Source organism: Pseudomonas sp. TE3728 (assembly GCF_056279145.1).
Window position 1 is genome coordinate 6,720,409 of the sequence record NZ_JBWBQT010000001.1, and the last position, 20,804, is coordinate 6,741,212.

The following is a 20,804-nucleotide window of genomic DNA, read 5'->3' on the forward strand; positions in this document are numbered from 1 at the left end:
TGACGGAGTCGACCATCTGAATCTCCTTACCGAAACGGAATCGTTCAAGAGGTGACGGGCTAACAAGAGATGGTCGCTAATGCACTGCATGACCCCTTCGAGTGACGCATGCCACCGAACAGACTGCTTTTTCGCTGCGGCAATGGGGTTGATGTCACTGCCCCCCCGCAGCTGGGCACAAACAACTAAAACGCATTTAAGTCGCAGTTTCGTACCAGCCAAACGGGCTTCTACTGCTTTGAACCTGGCTCGATCGTTAGATCAACCTGGCTCTCCCGAAAGAGGGGATGCAAGATTCAAGCAACTTCAGTGTAGCTTCCATTCGTATATTGCAATCTGCGAACCTGCGCATTCCTTGGAGCAGTTGGCGAAGCCAGCTACAGATCGGACCACAGTCACTCAGGCAACCCTGCCAGCCGTAACCCATCAGCAAACCGTGCAAAATCCTCAGGACGCTGGATTGGCAACCAGTCCTTCAGGTTAGAGACGCGCAAGGACGGATCCAGCTCGTGCAATCGCTGCATCGCCTGCTTCGCTTTGTCCTTGCGTCCGCTGAGCGCATGACTGGCCGCCATCAGGGCAACCGACACCAGGAGGCAGGGCAGGTTACCCAGCGCCTTTTCCGCCCAGGCAGAAGCGGGATCGAAACGCCCGGCGAAGAAGTGCGCGAGCGCCATCCCGACCTGCATCCTGAACATTTCCGGATCCAGCGGACTCAAGCGAACGGCATGGGTTAAATCCGCAATGGCGGCGTCTGTTTCACCGCGCAGCGCGCGCAGGATTCCGCCCAGGTACCAGGCGGGGGCGAGGTTGGGGTTGAGCAGGCGTGCCCTGTCGAGCAGGGCAATGCCGCCATCGATATCGCCGGCGAGATGGCCAAGTGCATGTCCGCCTCGCGTCAGCGCCACCGCATCGTCCCGGCCGAGCTCCACCGCCAAACGCGCAAGTCGTGCGCCCTCGGCGATCTCTTGAGTCCGATCGGTCATCCAGCCATTCAACTTGCGCCAGAAGTGGCACCAGGCTGCCATGCCATAGGCCGAGGCAAATTCCGGATCGAGCTCGATGGCCTTGTAGAACAACGGCAGCGCTTGCTCGATGGCTTCGCGGGTGCCGTTGTGCAGTTTCGGCATTCCGCGCAGGTAATAGTCGTAGGCGTCCAGGCTTTCCGTCGGTTTGCGCTTGGCGCGCTCGATTTCCGCCCGTTCCAGCTGCGGTGCTATGGCGCCAACGACGCTTTCGGCGATTTGATCCTGCAGCTCGAAAATGTCGTGGAGCATGCCTTCGAAGCGCTCCGCCCAGATATGCGTCCCATTTGTTGCGTCGATGAGCTGCCCGGTGATGCGTACTTTGTTCCCGGACTTGCGCACGCTACCTTCCAGCACGTAGCGCACGCCGAGCGTCTGGCCGACGCCCTGGACGTCCACGGCCCGACCCTTGTAGGTGAAGCTTGAGTTGTATGCGATGACGAACAGCCAGCGGATACGCGACAGGGCGGTGATGATGTCCTCCACCATGCCGTCGGCGAAATATTCCTGCTCCGGATCGCCGCTCAGGTTGTGGAAGGGCAGGACAGTAATGGAGGGTTTGTCGGGGAGGACGAGGGTGGGCGGAGGCGTTTGCTTCAGGTCCACGGGCGTGGGTTCTTCGATGTCAGGCTGTCGCGTTTCCCCGACCTCATCCACCTTGATCTCGCCGACGAAGCGGTATCCCTTGCGGGCGACCGTGCGCACCAGGCGCTGCTCCTCGCCGGTATCGCCGATGGCCTTGCGCACCGCATTGATGTGGCTGGTGATGGTCGACTCAGAGACGATCCGACCGCTCCACACGGCCTTGAGCAGGTCGTCCTTGCTCATGACGCGATCGCGGTTGCTGACGAGCTGCAGCAATAGATCAAAGACTTGTGGCCCGACAGCCACGATTTGCCCGCGCAAGGTCAGTTCCCGGCGCTGCTGATCGAGCACGTAGTCTTCAAACACGAATTGCAAGGTGGGGATCCCCTGGTCGAGCGCCCCCGACTCCGTGTCTGAGCTGGCGGTTGGTAAGTGGTATCGATAATACGGCAGCGCCTGACCCGCTGCACCGTTTGCGGCAAGGGAGACCCGTCGAATAGCTGTTTTTCTGGACGAAAAACCAAGCTTCCCTGAAGGCAAACTCAAGGCAGGCACAAGGACGTCCCTGACGCACGCTGGCATTCTCGATCTACATCGACAGCAATGGTTGCAGTCGAGAAGCGGAGAGAAACCATGAAGATCGTCGTCATTGGAGGCACCGGCCTCATCGGATCGAAACTTGTGCAGAACCTCCGCGAGCGCGGCCATGACGCGCTCGCAGCCGCCCCTAGCACGGGCGTGAACAGCATCACCCGCGAGGGCCTGGCCCAGGCGATGGATGGCGCCGATATTGTCGTCGACGTGGCGAACGCGCCTTCGTGGGAAGACCAGGCCGTTCTCGATTTCTTCGAAACGTCGAGCCGTAACCTGCTGGCTGCCGAGGCGGCCGCTGGCGTTCGCCATCACGTGGCCCTGTCGATCGTCGGCAGTGAACGGCTTCCCGAGAATGGCTATTTCCGGGCCAAGGTCGCGCAGGAAAACCTGATCAAGGCGTCCGGCATTCCTTACACCATCCTGCGTGCCACACAGTTCTTCGAGTTTGTCGGCGGCATTGCGCAGGCGGCCACCGTAGGCGAGGAGATTTGCCTGTCGCCGGCGCTGATCCAGCCGATGGCGTCCGACGACGTGGTAGCGGCGCTCACCGAGGTCACGCTGGCAACGCCGGTCAATGGCACGGTCGAAGTCGCCGGTCCCGAGGCCATGCCGCTCGACGAACTGGTCAGGCGCTTCCTGCGTGCCACTCAGGACACGCGCAAGGTCGTGCCGGACGTGCACGCGCGCTACTTCGGTTCGGTGCTCGACGATCAATCGCTGACGCCCGGCAAGAACCCGCGCCTGGGCGCGCTCCGCTTCGAGGACTGGCTCGGTCAGTCGACGGCTCGGTAACGGGCCGCGCGCTCACACCACCTACGCACCAAGGAGCATCGCCATGGTTACCCGAAATCTCTTGGCCGCTGCCTTCGCGGCGCTGTCGATCAGCGCAGCGTCCGCCGCCGAGCCGCCCGCAGGCAAGGTGACGGTCGTATTCGACCGCCCCATTCCCAACCTCCCAGGCAAGAGCATGAAGGGTGTGCTGGTCGAGTATGGGCCGGGCGCCGCGTCGCCGTCCCACACCCATCCGAAAACGGCTTTCATTTATGCAACGGTCCTGGAGGGCTCGTTTCGCATCAAAGTCAAAGGCGAGCCGGAAAAGATCTACAACGTCGGCGAAAACTTCGTAGAGGAGCCAGGCTCCGTGCACGAAGTCAGCGCCAACGCCAGCGACACGAAACCTGCACGCCTGCTGGCCGTGTTCGTCCTCGACAGCAACGAAAAGGAACTCGTTACACCTATTAAAAAGTGAGCCGATCAACGCGCTCATCGACGCTCGACAGCCGGGCGGCAGGTCACTGCCGTCCTGCGGTTGTTGCAGGTCCTTGGCATTGAACAGGAAATGAGAGCATGAACTCGCTTCAGGACAAGGCCGCCATTGCCACCGGCGCAAGCGATGAGATCCCTGTCGTGGTGGCGCGGCAACGCAAGAGAAAGATGATTGGCATCTTGCTGTGTATCGGTGCCTTGGTGGTCTTGGCTGGCGGATGGGCCATGGCGTTTTCGAGTGGTGCGACCTCCACCGATAACGCTTATGTGCGCGGCGATCTCACTTCGCTCGCCGCCAAGGTTGCCGGCTATGTCACGGCGGTGGAGGTCGAGGACAACCAGACTGTCCAGGCGGGTGACGTCTTGTTCCGGATTGACGATCGGGACTATCGCGCACGGCTTGCGCAGGCAGTGGCCAATGTCAGCGCTGCCCAGGCTCGCCTGACCCATGTCGATGCCGAAACCCGGCTTCAGCGTAGCTTGATCCGACAGGCCGAAGCCCAGCGACGCTCCGCCGCCGCCGAGATGAATCTGGCAACCAAGACCCATGATCGCAGCCGCAAACTTATCGTCAGCAACGCGGTCAGCCAGGCCCTCGTCGATGAAACTGGCACGGCACAATCCAGAGCCGAGGCGACGGTCTCGGCAGCGTCGGCAACGGTAGAAGCTCAACAGCAACGCATCGCCGTCCTTGTGGCCCAGCGAGAAACTGCCGTTGCTGCTGTGGCGCAGGCCCAGGCTGCGCGCGATCTGGCCCAGATCGATCTCGACAGCACCGTGGTCCACGCACCTGTTGATGGCGTTATCGGTAACCGTCAGGTCCGGGTCGGCCGATTCGTTACGCCGGGTGTTTCGTTGCTCGATATCGTGCCGGTCAATGATGTGTGGGTCGTGGCGAACTTCAAGGAAACCCAGCTCGAACATATCCGGCCCGGTCAGCGTGTGCGCATCACGGTCGATGGTTATCCCGACGGGGCACTGGAAGGCGTGGTCGACAGCTTTGCTCCGGGTAGCGGGTCCGCGTTCAGCTTGCTCCCCACAGACAACGCAACAGGAAACTTTGTGCGTGTCGTGCAGCGGGTTCCGGTAAAAATCCGGCTTGCCCACAACCCGTTGCCGGGCCGCATCGTCCCTGGCTTGTCCGCGCGTGTTGAGGTTGCGCAAGGGGGCGGCTCATGAACACGGTTGCCAGCGCCACGCGGAGCAACGCCAGCGCTACGACCGGTGTCCTGCTCATGGCGGGCATCGTGCTCGCCACGCTAACGGAAGCGATCGCCAGCACCGTTCTGTCGCTCGGACGCAGCGACATCATCGGCGACACCTATGCAACGCCTGATGAGTTTGCCTGGTTGGATATCGGCTACATCGCGCTCAAGCTGATCGGGTTCATGACCGCCCCTTGGCTGATGAACCGTTTCGCTGCGCGTCATGTGATCATCGGCTCAACCCTGGTCATGGGCCTGGCATGCGGCATTGCCGCCATCACCGCTCGGCTGGATCTGCTGGTTGCACTTCGGGTTATCCAGGGCTTCGCCGGCGGCACTCTGCTGGTCGGGGGCCAGGCGATCATATTTCGCGCTTATCCGCGGTCCTGTCAGCCCATCCTTCAAGCGCTGTTTGCCATGGGCTCCGTTGTCGCGCCCGCGACGCTTGCCCCGGCGCTTCAAGGGTGGTTGATCGATAGCCAATCCTGGACATGGATCTTCTTCAGCGTTGTCCCGATTGCCTTGGCGGCTAGCGGGCTTGTGCTGATCGCAGACGGCCCAATGCCCGCCAAGATCCGGCAGCGTCCGTTTGACTGGATCGGCTTCTCGCTGATCTCTACCACGTTGTTGTGTTTCACCTACGTTCTCAGCCAGGGCAGCCGATGGGACTGGTTCGAGGAGCCTCGCATCCTGTGGCTAACCGTGATTGGCGCAGCGGCTTTGCTGGCATTTCTCGGCCAACAAGTGATGGCCAAAGGGCAGGGGCTGTTCGACTTTACCCTGTTCAAAACGAGCGATTTTTCTTTCGCCTTTATCGTCAGTTTTGTCGCCGGCGCCGCCTTGTTCGGCAGTGCGTTCCTGATTCCGGCGTTCGCCCTGTCGGTCCTCGGGTTCACGCCTACCGATGCCGGTCAGCTGCTGTTGCCCAGTGGCGCGTTTTTTGTCGGCGCGCTTCTCATATCTGCTTATCTCATGCAGGCCCACCGCGTTGCGCCGTTCGCCACCGTGCCCTTTGGAATCCTGATGATTATGGTGGCGATGTGGATGCTGTCCGGTTCGACCAGCGAAAGCGGCGCGGACGACATGATGGCAGCCATCCTGTTACGCGGCCTGGGGCTTGGCTTCCTGTTTCTATCGATCACGCTGATCGCTTTCAGCCACCTCAACAGCCGAAACCTCGCTGGCGGAATAGGCCTTTTCAATACGGGGCGCCAGTTGGGTGGCCTTATCGGGGTCGCAGGGCTCCAGACACTGATCGACCATAACGTCGTCACCAATGCCGTGGTCCTCGGCGCCAACGTCACCCCAGGCGGGGCCGCGGTCATCGAGCGGATGACGACCACGACAGCCATGCTGAGCGCGAAAGGAATGGATGCAGTGGCCGCGGGCCGGGCAGCGACGAGCCTTCTGGGCCGGTTAGTAACAAGTCAGTCCACGGTGATTGCCTTCGACACAGCGTTCGTCGCCGTGGCCCTGCTTTTTGTAATCGCCGCCCCCATTCTGGTCGGCATCAAGATCGGATTCGCGCGATACGAGAAAGTGCGCGCTTCACGAGCAGTTGCGTGAGACAGCCCACCTGCCAGCGACCAACTACACTTTCTCCAGCCAATCCGGGCAATTGTCCGGGGGCACACTCCAGGAGGAATCATGACACGGAAAAATGTCTCTAGCCCCGAACCAACGGGTACGAAACCCAATGCGCTATTGAGCCCGCCTGACATAAATGCTCTCGCAGAGATATCCATCACCGATCCTGACAAGACGCACCCGGCGTGGATCAAGGAGCAGTTCCCTGAGTACGTGGACCCGCATGCAGGACATGACGCCAGGACGGTTCGCGAGATTAACCACAAAGGGCATGTTGTCCGGATCGTGACCACCTACCAGGTGGAGGTTGATGGAGTCCCGGTCCAGGCGCATCTGTTTGTGGACGATGCGGGCCAGGTCCATACGCACGCCACCCCATTCGTCACTTACGGATCGGCTCTCGACTTGATGACCGCCGTGATCGATGCCTATCCGGAATCCTTCGCCAAGGACGATGGCGACGGGGGAGAGCACCCGGACCACCATGCTCATGGAGCACATCATGATCAGGTCTAATGCTGTCAATGATCTCCCGGCGCTTAAGAAATACGTCGAAGGGGTAAAGCGACTCAAGGACCCTGCGCAGAATCCGTGGCCCGGGCAGGCCAATCTCTCGATTTATGATTCGTTCGTGGCCTGGCACCACCGGGCCATGATGATTTCAACGCCTGCGGGACAGATGGCCAGGAACGCCGCGCATGGCGGGCCATCATTCTTGCCGTGGCATCGCTACTTTCTCGTGCGCCTGGAAACCTTGCTTCGCAAGGCGATAAACGATCCGCACTTTCGAGTCCCGTACTGGGATTGGAACACTGACGCGGAACTTCAGGACCCGAGGACTTCACTCATCTGGTCGGATGAATACCTTGGGCAGTTCGTGAATGGGCAGTGGCGGGTGCGATTGACAGGTAATGGCCGCACCATGAACCTCGACGGGGTAAACCGCCCCCTGGTGCGTTATCTGGGAAGAGGTGGGTCACTGCCCAGCCGAGCCAATGTGCGCAAGGTCATCCATGAAAACCCGGTGTATGACAAAGCGCCCTACAACGCGGCGCAGTCCACCGGTGGTGCGCGCAACAGCATCGAGGGATGGGCGGGCGAAGAACGCATTCATAACAACGTTCATGTGTGGGTCGGTGGTGACATGGGATTGTCGTCCTCGCCGAACGATCCAGTGTTCTTTCTGCATCATTGCAACGTCGACCGGCTCTGGGCTGCATGGCAAGCCAAGCATCCCGCCGCCGCATACGTACCTGCGGGAAATGCCCCGGATACACTCAAGTTCCATCGGATTGATGACCCGATGTACAGCCCTTTTCCGGAAAAGGTGACACCTCGAGATGTGCTGAATTACAGCCAGTATTACAAGTACGACACCTTGGGCGATTTGCTTTAGACAGCATCATACGGTGGCGCCTGCGGTGATACTGAACGCCTGCTCTTCCAGACTGGTTTGTATCAACGCAGCCAGTTGTCGGGTGGCAGGCGCCAGGTGTTCTGCTCCACGATAAAGCACATAGCCGAGGGTCGGCAGCGTGGGTAGGCCGGCAATGACGGCGAGATGTCCTGGCAGTCCAATGCGGGTTCGCAACGTGAGGCCCAAACCGGCCGCAACGGCCGCCCAGATTCCACCCACGCTGGGACTGGTCAGCGCGATTCGCCAGGGAATCCGCGCCTCATCCAGTGCCTGGGTTGCTGCGCTACGCAACACGCAAGGGGCGTCGAACATGATCAATGGCAGGGGAGAATCTACATCGCAGTTGAGCGATGGCGTGTCACGAGGCCCGATCCAGTGCATCTGTGTTTCACCCAGGCGTGTGGCATAGGGGGACATGTGCCCTGTGTCCCAAGACAGGGCCAGGTCCAGGCCACCGCCGTCGATCAATGCAAGCAGTTCGGTATTACGCGCGATCCTGACTTCGAGGCTCACCCTCGGGTACATCTTGACGTAGCGTCGCAGGATGTCGCTGAGAAAGTGTTCGCCAAAGTCTTCCTGAAGCCCCAGGCGTACCGTTGCGGCGGTCTGGCTTTCGTGCAGCGTCTGGAAAATGCTGTCGTTCAGTTCAAGCAGTCGGCGGGCATGGCTGAGCAGGAATTCACCCACCGGCGTCAACACCAGCCCTCGACCGGATTTGGACAGCACTGGCGTGCCTATCTGTTCCTCAAGCTTCTTGAGTTGTGCGCTCACGGCAGACGTCGAGCGATTGAGCCGATCCGCCGCTTTGGCAAAGCTGTTGAATTCCACACCGGTTACGAAAGTACGCAGCACATCAAGATCGAAGGTTGGACGGCGCATCGAATCATCCACTAATTCAGGACTATGACCGCTATTAAATCGGATATTCGGAATTATCTCGACTTGATATTTTTTCTCCTGTCAGTGGGTTTTTCAGGAGTAGACCGTTATGCCATTTGCACGTATTTCATTGCACCGGGGAAAGTCGGCCGAGTATTTACAGGCCCTCTCACAGGGGCTGCACGACGCATTGGTAGAAAGCTTCGAAGTGCCGATGGCCGACCGGTTCCAGGTCATTCACCAGCATGAAGTGGGCGAACTGATATTTGATCCCGGCTACCTGGGCGGTCCGCGCAGCCATGACTTTGTGCTGATCGCGATTACTGCCGGCCGCCCTCGGGACATCGAGACGAAACAGCGTTTCTATCGCAACCTGGTCGAGAGACTGAGTCGAGCACCGGGCATCGACTCTGAAGACGTCATGGTGGTGATTACCACTACCGCGGCAGATGAATGGTCGTTTGGTGGCGGGCGGGGTAATGATGGCGTACCTCAGGGGGGCATGCGGTCGGCGTAGGAGCTGGCGAAGCCTGCGATCTTTTGATGTTCAGCGGTTTCGAACATGCCAAGATCAAAAGATCGCAGCTTGCGGCAGCTCCTACGGAGATGGCGTCCCTCAGGGGTGTATGCGGTCGGCGTAGGAGCTGGCGAAGCCTGCGATCTTTTGATGTTCAGCGGTTTCGAACATGCCAAGATCAAAAGATCGCAGCCTGCGGCAGCTCCTACGGGGGTGGCGTCCCTCAGGGGTGTATGCGGTCGGCGTAGGAGCTGGCGAAGCCTGCGATCTTTTGATTTTCAGCGGTTTTGGAAAAGCCAAAGATCAAAAGATCGCAGCCTGCGGCAGCTCCTACGGAGATGGCGTCCCTCAGGGGTGTATGCGGTCGGCGTAGGAGCTGGCGAAGCCTGCGATCTTTTGATTTTCAGCGGTTTTGGAAAAGCCAAAGATCAAAAGATCGCAGCCTGCGGCAGCTCCTACGGAGATGGCGTCCCTCAGGAGTGTATGCGGTCGGCGTAGGAGCTGGCGAAGCCTGCGATCTTTTGATTTTCAGCGGTTTCGAACATGCCAAGATCAAAAGATCGCAGCCTGCGGCAGCTCCTACGGGGGTGGCGTCCCTCAGGGGTGTATGCGGTCGGCGTAGGAGCTGGCGAAGCCTGCGATCTTTTGATTTTCAGCGGTTTTGGAAAAGCCAAAGATCAAAAGATCGCAGCCTGCGGCAGCTCCTACGGAGATGGCGTACCTCAGGGGGGATGCGGTTGGCGTAGGAGTTGACTTGAGGGCAGGATAGATAAAGCAAAAGACAGGCTCGAAATAATCTGGCCGCCACCTTATTTCCTGTCACGCCATCGACTTCGGGCATGGAGGTAGGCCGTCAAATCGCTATAGCCCAATTGAGCTGCAATCTCTGTTAACGACTCGCCTTGTAATTCAAGATGCAGTTCCAGTTCTGCACGAACCTGATCGAGTAATTGCCTGAAGGTCGTGCCTTGTTCTTCCAAGCGTCTGCGTAATGTCCTGGGCGTCTGGTGCAGCGTCTTTGCCAGATTGTCCAGATTTGGCGTTTCACCTCTGGCCAGAGAGCGTCGCGCACCTTCGGCAACCTTGGCTGACCAACCGCTGAAATTGCGATGCGCGGCAATCCGTCGATCCAGTTCCTGAGTCAATAACTCCAGCATCCCGTGATGACGGGTCTGCATCGGTAGACTCAAGCTTTGCGCATGGAAATAGAAGCGGTTAACCGGGCAGTCAAACTCGATGCGGTCTCCAAACCACTGGGTGTATTGCTTGTAATACGACGGACGCGAATGCATGAATTTTGCCAGAATCGGCTGCACATCCTGCCCCGTTCCACGTCGCAATTGCGCGATGGACATCACGCCGTAGTGTTCGATGACATACCGCGCCAACTCGCCTGGCGCATCGACGCACAACTCGATTCCGACGCCGTTTTCGTCATTCACCAACCTCACGTTGTCCGTGTCCGATGCAAGCGGTGCGTACCGGGCCCAAAGGTGCATGGACGACAAAACGTCGGGGCTATACAGGCAAAGATAAGCCAGGACGTGCCAGTCCTGAGGCGTGAACAGCGCGAACAGTTTTAACCCGATAGCCGGATCAATGCGCGCCGCCTCGCGCCAAAGCTGATCCAGTTCGATCAGGCTGTAATCCGTGCTTTTTCGGGAAACCTGGCTGTCAAGAAAGCGCTCCAGCACTTGGCCCAGCCTGCCTCGATGAAAGCGCTGGGGCGGGCGATTGGCCGGTTCTAGCTCGATTCTGTCCATTTCGCGCATTGGGAGGGCTGGCTCCTGGGTTTCTAATGACATGGCATTGCCCGCAAGGGCCTGAATCGAGAGTGCCATGAATATAACAATGCTCGCCAATAACCCTGCTGTAATCGTGGCCGGGATTTTCCTTGCCTTCATTTTGCTGGAACTGGCCTGTTCTTCGTTTCGTCAGTCGTCAGGCGGCAAACGTGACGTACTCATTGAAGTCGTCGGCTCCGGCATCCTGGTGGCGGTCACATTCCCTTTAGTCATGTGGCTAAGTGGCAAGATACTAAGTCACGCTGTACCGGAGATGAAGGACGCATTGGCTGGAATCCCGTGGATTGCAGGATTTGTCTTGTTTTTACTGTTCGATGACATGACCCAATACTGGTGGCATCGCCTGACTCACCGGGTTCCCGCACTTTATGCATTGCACCGTGCGCATCATTCCGCACCCTATATGAGTGTGCGCATCGTCTATCGCAACAACAGTTTTTACTATCTTCTGATGCCCGGCATCTGGTTATCCGGGGTGTTGATCTACCTTGGGCTTGCGCCGGTTTATTATGGTTATCTGATTCTGAAAATGACCGTGATCTTCGCGGCACACAGCAGCGTTGCGTGGGACGACAAACTTTATCGCATCCGCGCATTACGCCCGGTTGTCTGGGTTTTGGAACGAACCTTCTCCACACCCTCCACTCACTCTGCGCATCACGGTTTGACGGCCGAGGATGGCGTTACCCATTACAAAGGCAATTTCGGCAACCTGTTATTTTTTTGGGACATCCTGTTCGGAACCGCAAAAATTACCCGTCGACGTCCGCCAGCCTACGGCATCGAACACGTGTCACCGATAAGCTGGAAAGAAGAATTGTTCTGGCCCATCGTGCGTTCCCGCCATACCGCTCCCAAGGTAAACGCTAACCGGAAAGTGGCGCGATGAGTCAGTCAAGGTCGGGGCTGATACGGTTTTTCCTTCGTCATCTGCATCTATAATGGGATCAGCCTGCGGCTCACAATGACAGCACGGTCAGCAGCGGCGGTAGCCGCTGCACCGCAAACTCATAACGTAGGAGGCCCAATGGGCAAGATGGCATTATTCCTGGGTGGATTTCTGGTGTTGACCATTTTGATTGGTGCGCTTGCCACGATCTCTCCGGTGTAGGGAGAGGGCGTCTCTCGCCTTGAGATCCTGGGCGTTCATATCTGTTCCAGCAACCAGGTACGGAACGCCATGAGTGATGGCAGCATTTCGTTGCGCGGCGGGTAGGTCAGGTAGTAACTGCGCTGACTGGCGAAGGGCAGGTCCAGGCCGATCAGCTCTGAATTGGCCAATTCATCGGCCACCAGAATACGAGGCACCAGACCTATTCCGATGCCGGCTCTGACGGCCTGGATCAAATGTGAGGTGAGTTCGAAACTCGGCCCCAGGCGCATCATTCGATGGGGCAAGCCGTGGTGGCTGAACCACTCGCCCCAGACGTTGGAATTACTCGCGACATTGAGCAGCGTCTGCCCGCCAATGCGCTCCGCAGGCCAGGCGTCATGGGCCTTGGCCGCTTGCGGAGAAATGATCACCATCAGTTCTTCCGTGTGCAGCCGATGGCTGATCAGGCCCGGTAAATCAGCATTGCCGACGACAATCGCAGCATCAATGCCGCTGGTTTCAAAGTCGATGGCGTCGATCCGGGAGTTGATGTGCACCAGCATGCCAGGATGGCTTTTATAAAAGTCATGAAGGCGCGGCAATAACCACTTCGAGCCGAAGGTTGGCAATGTGGCCAGGCGCAATGTGCCGCTGCCGGATTGATAAGCCATGGCCTGCAACGTGGCGCTACGGATGCGTCCGAGCGCTTCGCTCATTTCCCGCTGATAAAGACGACCGACATCGGTCAACTTCACCTGGCGGCCTTCACGGCGAAACAGCGTCAGGCCCAGTTGCTGCTCCAGCGCCTGGACTTGGCGGCTGACTGCGCTTTGGGTCAGGGAGAGTTCCAGCGCAGCGTGGGTGTAGCTTTCATGTCGGGCGGCGGCTTCAAAGGCCAGCAGCAACGACATCGAGGGGGTGAGGTGACGGTAATTCATTCGTAAAAGTCATCAATAGCGGCAGGATTATCCGTTTGTCCGGTGCCCAAGCCTGCAGGATCATTGGCATAGCCGACCACCTGAGGCTGACCCATTAATGCTCAGGCGACAAGTGTTTTGATTTTTCCGTGATTAGACCTACAAGAGACCATCCTGCGATGATCGCCCAGTTGACGACCGTTGAACTCGCGGCACAGTACCCGGAATTTCTGCAAGCCCTGCGCACCAGCGGCTTCCGCGGTCAGCTCAGCGCCGACTATGCCACTCGGACCGTGCTGGCGACCGACAACTCGATTTACCAGCGTCTGCCGCAAGCGGCGGTGTTCCCCCTGGACGCGGACGACATCGTGCTCATCGCGACATTGATGGCCGAACCACGCTTTCGCCAGATCAAGCTGACCCCGCGAGGCGGTGGCACCGGGACCAACGGCCAGTCATTGACCGATGGCATCGTGGTCGACTTGTCGCGGCACATGAACACTATCCTCGAAATCAATGTCGCCCAGCGTTGGGTGCGGGTGCAGGCGGGCGTGGTCAAGGACCAGCTGAATGCCGCGCTCAAGCCTCATGGGCTTTTCTTCGCCCCGGAGCTGTCGACCTCCAACCGCGCCACCGTGGGCGGCATGATCAACACGGACGCCAGCGGCCAGGGCAGCTGCACCTATGGCAAGACCCGCGATCATGTTCTGGAACTGCACAGCGTACTGCTCGGCGGTGAGCGCCTGCACAGCCAGCCTCTGTCCGACGCGGAGCTGGAAGTGGTGTGCGCACAATCCGGCCGCATCGGCGAGGTGTACCGCACCGCGCGTCATATTCAGGAAACCCAGGCCGACTTGATCGAGTCGGTGTTCCCCAAACTCAATCGCTGCCTGACGGGTTACGACCTGGCGCACCTGCGTGATGAGCACGGACGCTTCAACCTCAACAGCGTGCTGTGCGGTGCGGAAGGTTCGTTGGGCTACATCGTCGAAGCCAAGCTCAACGTGCTGCCGATTCCCAAGTACTCGGTGTTGGTAAACGTACGCTACGCCAGCTTCATGGATGCGCTGCGCGATGCCAATGCGCTGTTGTCGCACAAGCCGCTGTCCATCGAAACCGTGGACTCCAAAGTGTTGATGCTGGCAATGAAAGACATTGTCTGGCACAGCGTCGCCGAGTATTTCCCGACGGACGCCGAGCGCGCGACGCTGGGTATCAATCTGGTGGAGTTCAGCGGGGAAGACCTGACGCAAGTGAAGGCTCGCGTGGCATCATTTGTGGCGCATCTGCAAGCCGACACGACGATCGAGCGGCTGGGCCACACGTTGGCCGAAGGTGCTGAAGCAGTGACCCGCGTATACGCCATGCGTAAACGCTCGGTCGGGTTGCTGGGTAACGTTGATGGCGAAATTCGCCCGCAGCCTTTCGTTGAAGACACCGCCGTGCCGCCGGAGAAACTGGCCGACTACATCGCGGAGTTCCGCGCCTTGCTCGACAGCCATGGCCTGGCCTATGGCATGTTCGGACATGTCGACGCGGGTGTGTTGCATGTGCGCCCGGCGCTGGACATGAAAGACCCGGCCCAGTCCGCGCTGGTCAAGCCGATTTCCGATGCCGTGGCCGAGCTGACCCGGCGCTATGGTGGTTTGCTGTGGGGCGAGCACGGCAAGGGATTGCGCTCCGAATATGTCCCTGATTTTTTTGGCGAGCTGTACCCGGCGCTGCAATTGCTCAAGGGCGCGTTCGATCCGCACAATCAGCTCAACCCCGGCAAGATCTGCACTCCGCCGGATGCCGCCCAAGGCTTGCTCAAGGTTAACGAAGTGACGCTGCGCGGTGAGCTGGATCGGCAAATCGACGAACGTGTCTGGCAAAGTTTCGGCACCGCTGTGCACTGCAACGGTAACGGCGCCTGTTACAACTACGACCCCGACGATGCAATGTGCCCATCGTGGAAAGCCACCCGTGAACGCCAGCATTCGCCAAAGGGCAGGGCGTCATTGATTCGCGAATGGTTGCGTCTGCAAGGCGCGGCCAATATCGATGTATTGGAAGCGGCGCGGGGCAAGTTGTCGTGGTTGAGCGGCTTGCCAGCGAGGATGCGCAATAACCTGGCACGCTCGCGCGGCGAGGCGGATTTCTCCCACGAAGTCTACGACGCGATGGCGGGCTGTCTGGCCTGTAAATCCTGTGCCGGACAATGCCCGGTCAAGGTCAATGTCCCGGAATTCCGATCGCGTTTTCTGGAGCTCTATCACGGTCGCTATCAACGTCCGCTTCGCGATTACCTGATTGGCTCGCTGGAGTTCACCATTCCTTATATGGCCTATGCGCCGGGCCTGTACAACGCGGTGATGGGCTCAACATGGATGAGCCGCTTGCTTGCGCGACACGTCGGCATGCTCGACAGCCCGCTGATCAACCGTTACGACTTGCAGGCCACATTGACCCGCTGCAAGGTGGTGGTCGCCAGCGTGCCAGCCCTGCGCGAACTCACCATCGCGCAACGTCAGCGCAGCGTGGTGTTGGTGCAGGACGCTTTCACCCGTTACTTCGAAACACCGTTGCTGGCGAGCTTTATCCAGTTGGCGCATCAGTTGGGCTATCGTGTGTTTCTGGCGCCCTATAGTGCCAACGGCAAGCCTTTGCATGTACAAGGCTTCCTCGGCGCATTCGCCAAAGCGGCGATCCGCAACGCCAGTCAACTCAAGGCGCTAGCCGACTGCGAGGTACCGCTGGTGGGGCTGGATCCGGCGATGACGCTGGTCTACCGCCAGGAATACCAGAAAGTGCCGGGGCTCAATGATTGCCCAAAGGTCTTGCTACCCCAGGAGTGGCTCTTCGATGTGTTGCCTGAAAACCCGCATCCCGCTACTCAGACATTCCGTTTGCTGGCGCACTGCACCGAGAAGACCAATGTGCCGGCCAGTACTTCGCAATGGGAAGCAGTGTTTGCCCGGCTTGGCCTCAAGTTGGTGACGGAGGCGACGGGCTGTTGTGGCATGTCCGGAACCTATGGCCATGAAGCCCGCAACCAGGACACCTCGCGGACCATTTTCGAGCAGTCATGGGCCGGCAAGCTGGACAAGGCGGGAGAAGCACTGGCAACGGGTTACTCCTGTCGCAGTCAGGTAAAGCGTCGCGCCAACAGGCAGCTGCGCCACCCACTTGAAGTGGTGTTGGAGCATGTGCGCGCAGAGTAGCGGAGCTTGAGAATCTTGTGGAACGCCAACGTGCAGGTGAGAGGAATGACCGCTGTCGACGGTCGACTCGATCAGGGCCACAGATCAGCAAAAACCACAACGCCTCCACACAGGGAGGCGTTGCGGGTTTTCAGCAGTATTGCTCAGATCATCTCAGGTCAAACCGGTCCAGATTCATCACCTTGTCCCAGGCCGCAACGAAGTCTTTCACAAACTTCTCCTTCGCATCGTCGCAGGCATAGACCTCAGCCAAGGCTCTCAACTGCGCATTCGAGCCAAACACCAGATCGACACGCGTACCCGTCCATTTAAGGTCGCCGGTTTTCCGGTCGCGCCCTTCAAACTCTTCATTGGCCTGCGACACCGGTTTCCATTCCACGCTCATGTCCAGCAGGTTTCTGAAGAAGTCGTTGGTCAACGCTTCTGGCTGCTTCGTGAACACCCCGTGCTGAGTTTGTCCGACGTTGGTGTTTAACACCCGCAGGCCACCGATGAGCACGGTCATTTCTGGCGCGGTGAGTGTCAACAGTTGCGCTTTGTCGATCAGCAAGGCCTCGGCCGGTACGCTGTAGCGGGTTTTGAGGTAGTTACGGAAGCCATCGGCGGCGGGTTCGAGGAACCCGAAGGATTCGACATCCGTTTGCTCTTGCGAGGCGTCCATCCGGCCCGGCGTGAAAGGCACCGTGACGGTGTGGCCGGCATTTTTCGCCGCTTGTTCGACACCGGCGCAGCCGGCCAGCACGATCAGGTCTGCCAGCGAGATTTTCTTGCCGCCGCTGTTGAACTCGTTCTGGATGCTCTCGAGTTTCGCCAGCACGTTCGCCAGTTGCTCGGGTTGGTTGGCTTGCCAGAATTTCTGCGGAGCCAGGCGCAGGCGTCCACCGTTGGCGCCGCCGCGTTTGTCGGAGCCGCGGAAGGTGGAAGCTGCCGCCCAGGCAGTCGATACGAGTTGCGAGACAGATAGGCCGCAGGACTGGAGCTTGCCTTTGAGTGCAGCGACGTCGCTGTCGTTGACCAGGGCATGGTCGACCTCCGGAATGGGGTCTTGCCACAGGAGTTCTTCGTTGGGCATTTCCGGGCCAAGGTAGCGGGAGAGGGGGCCCATGTCGCGGTGGAGGAGCTTGAACCAGGCGCGGGCGAATGCGTCGGCCAACTGGTCCGGGTTCGCCAGGAAGCGCCGTGAAATCGGCTCATAGATCGGGTCGAATCGCAGGGACAGGTCCGTGGTCAGCATGGTCGGGTTACGCCGCTTCGACGGGTCGTGAGCATCCGGAATAATGCCCGCGCCAGCGCCGCCTTTCGCCGTCCACTGGTTGGCGCCCGCCGGGCTCTTGGTCAGTTCCCACTCGAAACCGAACAGGTTTTCCAGGTAGTTGTTGCTCCACTTGGTGGGCGTGGTGGTCCAGGTCACTTCCAGGCCGCTGGTGATGGTGTCGCCGCCCTTACCGCTGCCGAAGGTGCTCTTCCAGCCCAGGCCTTGCTGTTCGAGGCCTGCGGCTTCGGGTTCGGCACCGACGTTGTCGGCAGGGCCGGCGCCGTGGGTCTTGCCGAAGGCGTGGCCACCGGCGATCAGTGCCACGGTTTCTTCGTCATTCATCGCCATGCGCCCGAAGGTCTCGCGGATGTCCACCGCAGCAGCGACCGGATCGGGGTTGCCTTCCGGGCCTTCCGGGTTGACGTAAATCAGGCCCATTTGCACCGCGGCGAGCGGGTTTTCCAGATTGCGTCCTCCGTCGGTACGGCTGTCCTCATTTTCCCCCGGCTCAGCAACGAGTGGGCCTTCGCCGGGTTCTTGCATGGGTTCCTTCTTGTCTTTTTCGTAGCGGGTGTCACCGCCCAGCCACTTGTTTTCGGAGCCCCAGTAGACGGCCTCATCCGGTTCCCAGACGTCCGGCCGACCACCGGAAAAGCCGAAGGTCTTGAAGCCCATGGACTCCAGCGCGACGTTGCCGGTGAGCACGATCAGGTCGGCCCAGGAGATGTTGCGACCGTATTTTTGTTTGATCGGCCAGAGCAGCCGACGCGCCTTGTCGAGGCTGACGTTGTCCGGCCAGCTGTTGAGCGGTGCAAAGCGCTGCTGACCGGAGCCGGCACCGCCACGACCGTCACCAACGCGATAGGTGCCGGCGCTGTGCCAGGACATGCGAATAAACAGCGGCCCATAGTGACCGAAGTCTGCCGGCCACCAGTCTTGCGAGTCGGTCATCAGGGCATGCAGGTCTTGCTTGAGCGCCTGAAAATCCAGATTTTTGAACGCTTCGGCGTAGTTGTAACCCTCGTCCATGGGGTCGGACAGGGGCGAGTTCTGGTGCAGGATCTTCAGGTTCAGTTGGTTCGGCCACCAATCGCGGTTCGTCGTGCCACCGCCCGCGGCGGCGTGATTGAACGGGCATTTCGATTCATTTGCCATGTGTGCGCTACCTTTGGTCGTAATCATCCTGCTATCCGGCCCGGGGTGGGCGCGCAATAGCGACGAGCGAAATCAATGACATAGGCTGCAGCCGTTCGATCAACCGTTCATCGTGGTCACAGGGGAATCTGGATAGCGGCAATCGAGTTGCCTATACGGCGGCCCACGGCAAGCCTAGTACGCTTCTGATTCATTCGTATCTTTTATCAAGTCTCAACCGGCCGGCTCACGCCAGCGCTGCATTAAGGTTAGACGCCTATAAAGCAGTCAGCTAATAGGTGAAGTATTGGGGGGTGATAGGCATTTTCTTTCATCTGAGCTGTCGAGATGGGGCCGATCAAAAGATCGCGGCCTTCGGCAGCTCCTACAGGGCATGCGTCGTTTACATGATCATGTTCCAACACAAAACCTGTGGAAGCGAGGCTTGCCCGCGAAGACGGCAGCACAGACACAGCAGCTCTCGGATCAGCCCGAATTTCCGTTATTCGCCAAACGGTATCGTATGATGAGCCCCTTTCCATCGACGCCCACAAGGATCCTTCCCCGATGTCTTTAAGCAAACGCGATCAGGCCAAAATCGAACGTCGCCTGGTCGCCACCCTGACCGAGGCGTGTGAAACCGCCAAGGCGGAAATAGTCGGGTTCTGCTGGCTGACCCACGAAGTCGATTACGCGGTCTTTCCTTCCAGCCTGCGGGTGATCTGGGTTTTCGATACGCAGGCCAACAAGGATCAGGCGCTGGCGAGCGGGCAGGGCGAGCGTATGGTCGAACTGACGGCCGTGGCGTTCAGTGAAGCGGATGTACTCATCAGCCCGGTAGCGGCCCATGTGCAGTTTGATTCTGAAGAGCAATGTCAGCGCGCCAATGCCGGCAACTGGCAGCAACGCCTGGCGCCCAAGCGCTCGACGCGGGGTTGAAGCGTGGCCAAGGATATCGAAAATCCGTGTATTTCCATTTGCCAGCTCAGTGGTGAGCTGTGTGTCAGTTGTGGCCGCACCAAGGACGACATCAGAAAATGGAAGCGCATGAAGCGTCCGGAAAAAATGGCGGCGGCGCAGCGGGCGGGTTTGCGGTTGAAGGGGCTGCAGAAAAAGAGTGTTTGAGGGTAATGCCCGTCAGCAAGCCGTAATGCGATCTATAGCATCTGGCGAAGGCTGCACTACTGTGGCGAGGGAGCTTGCTCCCGCTGGACAGCGCAGCTGTCCCAAAACCAATTTACGACTGCTTCGCAGCCGAACGGGAGCAAGCTCCCTCGCCACAGTAGCGCAACTACAAAGCGTGCGTTGTGGCTGACATTGACTTCACCAGCTCATGGGGCTGCGCACAAACCTCCCGAACACATGCACGCAGCCACCGATGCGCTGAGTCGGCATCCATGCGTGGGTGCCAGAGCATCGAAATGGTGATCGGCGGCAGGTCGAACGGAAGGTCGAAACTGTACAAGCCTGCGTGCAGGTTTCGTGTGTGTTGTGCAGGCACGGTGGCGATCAGGTCCGAGGCGCGAGCCAGCGCCAGCGCGGCCGAGAAACCGCCGACGATGGTGACGACTTCCCGCTCCAGTCCCAGCACTTCCAGGGCTTCATCCATCGGCCCTTTATCGAGCCCGCGTCGCGAGACCAGGATGTGCTTGCCAGCGGCATAACGGGAGGCGGTGACTTCGCCTTGGCTCAGCGGATGCCCCGTGCGCACGACGCCGATGAAGCGATCTTCGAACAATGCACGGGTGCGCACTTCCGGGCTTGTCGTGCCGCCGACCACACCGGTTTCCAGGTCGACGGAACCGTCGCGAAGGGCGGCGCTGTCTTTGTTCAGCTTCTGCACAAAGTGCAGGCGCACGCCGGGTGCTTGTTCACTTATGCGGGCAATCAGCGCCGGGCCGAAGTTTTCGACGAAACCGTCGCTGGTGCGCAGCGTGAATGTACGCCCCAATTGCTTGAGGTCGAGCTGTTCGGCGGGGCGCAAAACGGCTTCGGCGTCTTGCACCAATCGACTGACCTGTTCGCGCAATTCGAGCGCCCGAGGCGTCGGCACCAGCCCGCGTCCGGCCCGTACCAGCAGCGGGTCGCCCGTCGTTTCGCGCAATCGCGCCAGCGCCCGGCTCATGGCCGACGGGCTCAGGCGCAGTCGTTGGGCGGCGCGTGCGACGCTGCCTTCGGCGAGCAGCACATCCAGGGTAATCAGCAAATTCAGGTCGGGAGTCGTCATGCCTCAACGTTAGCACGGCGTGTGGGTGATATGGCGTCAAACGCAACTATCAAGTGCAAATGGTGCGCCTTCCGCCATGTTACGCATGGGCATAC

At 59.5% G+C, this 20,804-nt stretch carries 17 protein-coding genes; 11 read left to right on the forward strand and 6 right to left on the reverse strand.

The features are described from left to right. Positions 1-395: 395 nt before the first annotated feature. Complete coding sequence (locus ACZ89R_RS29965; RefSeq protein ID WP_429547207.1) at positions 396-1,985, reverse strand: winged helix-turn-helix domain-containing tetratricopeptide repeat protein; 1,590 nt, start codon at positions 1,983-1,985, stop codon at positions 396-398. Between the two features lie 258 nt (positions 1,986-2,243). On the opposite strand from ACZ89R_RS29965, the gene ACZ89R_RS29970 reads away from it, so the two are divergent. From ACZ89R_RS29970 to ACZ89R_RS29995, 6 genes are all read left to right on the forward strand, one after another. After that, entirely contained in the window at positions 2,244-2,996 is a 753-nt protein-coding gene (locus ACZ89R_RS29970) for an SDR family oxidoreductase (protein WP_429547206.1), read from the forward strand. A gap of 43 nt (positions 2,997-3,039) precedes the next feature. Beyond that, positions 3,040-3,453 carry a cupin domain-containing protein gene (locus ACZ89R_RS29975; RefSeq protein ID WP_429547205.1) on the forward strand — a complete coding sequence of 138 codons (414 nt, stop codon included), beginning with the start codon at positions 3,040-3,042 and terminating at the stop codon, positions 3,451-3,453. A 98-nt stretch (positions 3,454-3,551) separates the two neighbouring features. Then, a complete protein-coding gene (locus tag ACZ89R_RS29980; protein WP_429547204.1) occupies positions 3,552-4,649 on the forward strand; it encodes an HlyD family secretion protein in 1,098 nt (365 codons plus the stop codon). Continuing rightward, positions 4,646-6,241, forward strand: a complete 1,596-nt coding sequence (locus ACZ89R_RS29985; protein ID WP_429547203.1) for a DHA2 family efflux MFS transporter permease subunit — start codon at positions 4,646-4,648, stop codon at positions 6,239-6,241. Before ACZ89R_RS29980 ends, ACZ89R_RS29985 begins: the two co-directional genes overlap by 4 nt. An 81-nt stretch (positions 6,242-6,322) precedes the next feature. After that, entirely contained in the window at positions 6,323-6,778 is a 456-nt protein-coding gene (locus ACZ89R_RS29990; RefSeq protein ID WP_429547202.1) for a hypothetical protein, read from the forward strand. Further along, entirely contained in the window at positions 6,765-7,658 is an 894-nt protein-coding gene (locus ACZ89R_RS29995) for a tyrosinase family protein (RefSeq protein ID WP_429547201.1), read from the forward strand. Before ACZ89R_RS29990 ends, ACZ89R_RS29995 begins: the two co-directional genes overlap by 14 nt. Positions 7,659-7,664: 6 nt before the next feature. Here the strand turns inward: ACZ89R_RS29995 and ACZ89R_RS30000 are convergent, their stop codons facing one another. After that, positions 7,665-8,558, reverse strand: coding sequence for a LysR substrate-binding domain-containing protein (locus tag ACZ89R_RS30000; RefSeq protein WP_429547200.1), 894 nt, complete (start codon positions 8,556-8,558; stop codon positions 7,665-7,667). 109 nt (positions 8,559-8,667) lie between these two features. Here ACZ89R_RS30000 and ACZ89R_RS30005 point away from each other — a divergent pair, with 109 nt between their 5' ends. Next, positions 8,668-9,075 (forward strand): tautomerase family protein, encoded by a 408-nt coding sequence (locus tag ACZ89R_RS30005; protein WP_429547199.1) that lies wholly within the window; start codon positions 8,668-8,670, stop codon positions 9,073-9,075. An 809-nt stretch (positions 9,076-9,884) separates the two neighbouring features. Here ACZ89R_RS30005 and ACZ89R_RS30010 read toward each other — a convergent pair. Beyond that, a complete protein-coding gene (locus ACZ89R_RS30010; RefSeq protein WP_123494073.1) occupies positions 9,885-10,847 on the reverse strand; it encodes an AraC family transcriptional regulator ligand-binding domain-containing protein in 963 nt (320 codons plus the stop codon). A 67-nt stretch (positions 10,848-10,914) separates the two neighbouring features. Between ACZ89R_RS30010 and ACZ89R_RS30015 the strand changes: the two genes are divergently transcribed. Further along, positions 10,915-11,769 carry a sterol desaturase family protein gene (locus tag ACZ89R_RS30015; protein ID WP_123494075.1) on the forward strand — a complete coding sequence of 285 codons (855 nt, stop codon included), beginning with the start codon at positions 10,915-10,917 and terminating at the stop codon, positions 11,767-11,769. A gap of 257 nt (positions 11,770-12,026) precedes the next feature. On the opposite strand, the gene ACZ89R_RS30020 is transcribed toward ACZ89R_RS30015, so the two are convergent. Next, positions 12,027-12,911 (reverse strand): LysR substrate-binding domain-containing protein, encoded by an 885-nt coding sequence (locus tag ACZ89R_RS30020; protein ID WP_192342738.1) that lies wholly within the window; start codon positions 12,909-12,911, stop codon positions 12,027-12,029. A gap of 158 nt (positions 12,912-13,069) precedes the next feature. Here ACZ89R_RS30020 and ydiJ point away from each other — a divergent pair, with 158 nt between their 5' ends. Next, positions 13,070-16,093 (forward strand): D-2-hydroxyglutarate dehydrogenase YdiJ, encoded by a 3,024-nt coding sequence (gene ydiJ, locus ACZ89R_RS30025; protein WP_429547198.1) that lies wholly within the window; start codon positions 13,070-13,072, stop codon positions 16,091-16,093. 148 nt (positions 16,094-16,241) lie between these two features. Here the strand turns inward: ydiJ and katG are convergent, their stop codons facing one another. Further along, the gene (gene katG / locus ACZ89R_RS30030) at positions 16,242-18,530 is read right to left on the reverse strand and encodes a catalase/peroxidase HPI (RefSeq protein ID WP_429547197.1); all 2,289 of its coding nucleotides are present in this window, start codon (positions 18,528-18,530) and stop codon (positions 16,242-16,244) included. 519 nt (positions 18,531-19,049) lie between these two features. Here katG and ACZ89R_RS30035 point away from each other — a divergent pair. Both ACZ89R_RS30035 and ACZ89R_RS30040 read left to right on the forward strand, forming a co-directional pair. Further along, positions 19,050-19,421 (forward strand): hypothetical protein, encoded by a 372-nt coding sequence (locus ACZ89R_RS30035; RefSeq protein ID WP_429542976.1) that lies wholly within the window; start codon positions 19,050-19,052, stop codon positions 19,419-19,421. 3 nt (positions 19,422-19,424) lie between these two features. Then, positions 19,425-19,607: a DUF1289 domain-containing protein gene (locus ACZ89R_RS30040; protein WP_429547196.1), complete on the forward strand. Its 183-nt coding sequence runs from the start codon at positions 19,425-19,427 to the stop codon at positions 19,605-19,607. A 166-nt stretch (positions 19,608-19,773) separates the two neighbouring features. On the opposite strand, the gene ACZ89R_RS30045 is transcribed toward ACZ89R_RS30040, so the two are convergent. Beyond that, positions 19,774-20,709: a LysR family transcriptional regulator gene (locus ACZ89R_RS30045; protein ID WP_429547195.1), complete on the reverse strand. Its 936-nt coding sequence runs from the start codon at positions 20,707-20,709 to the stop codon at positions 19,774-19,776. Positions 20,710-20,804: the final 95 nt, after the last annotated feature.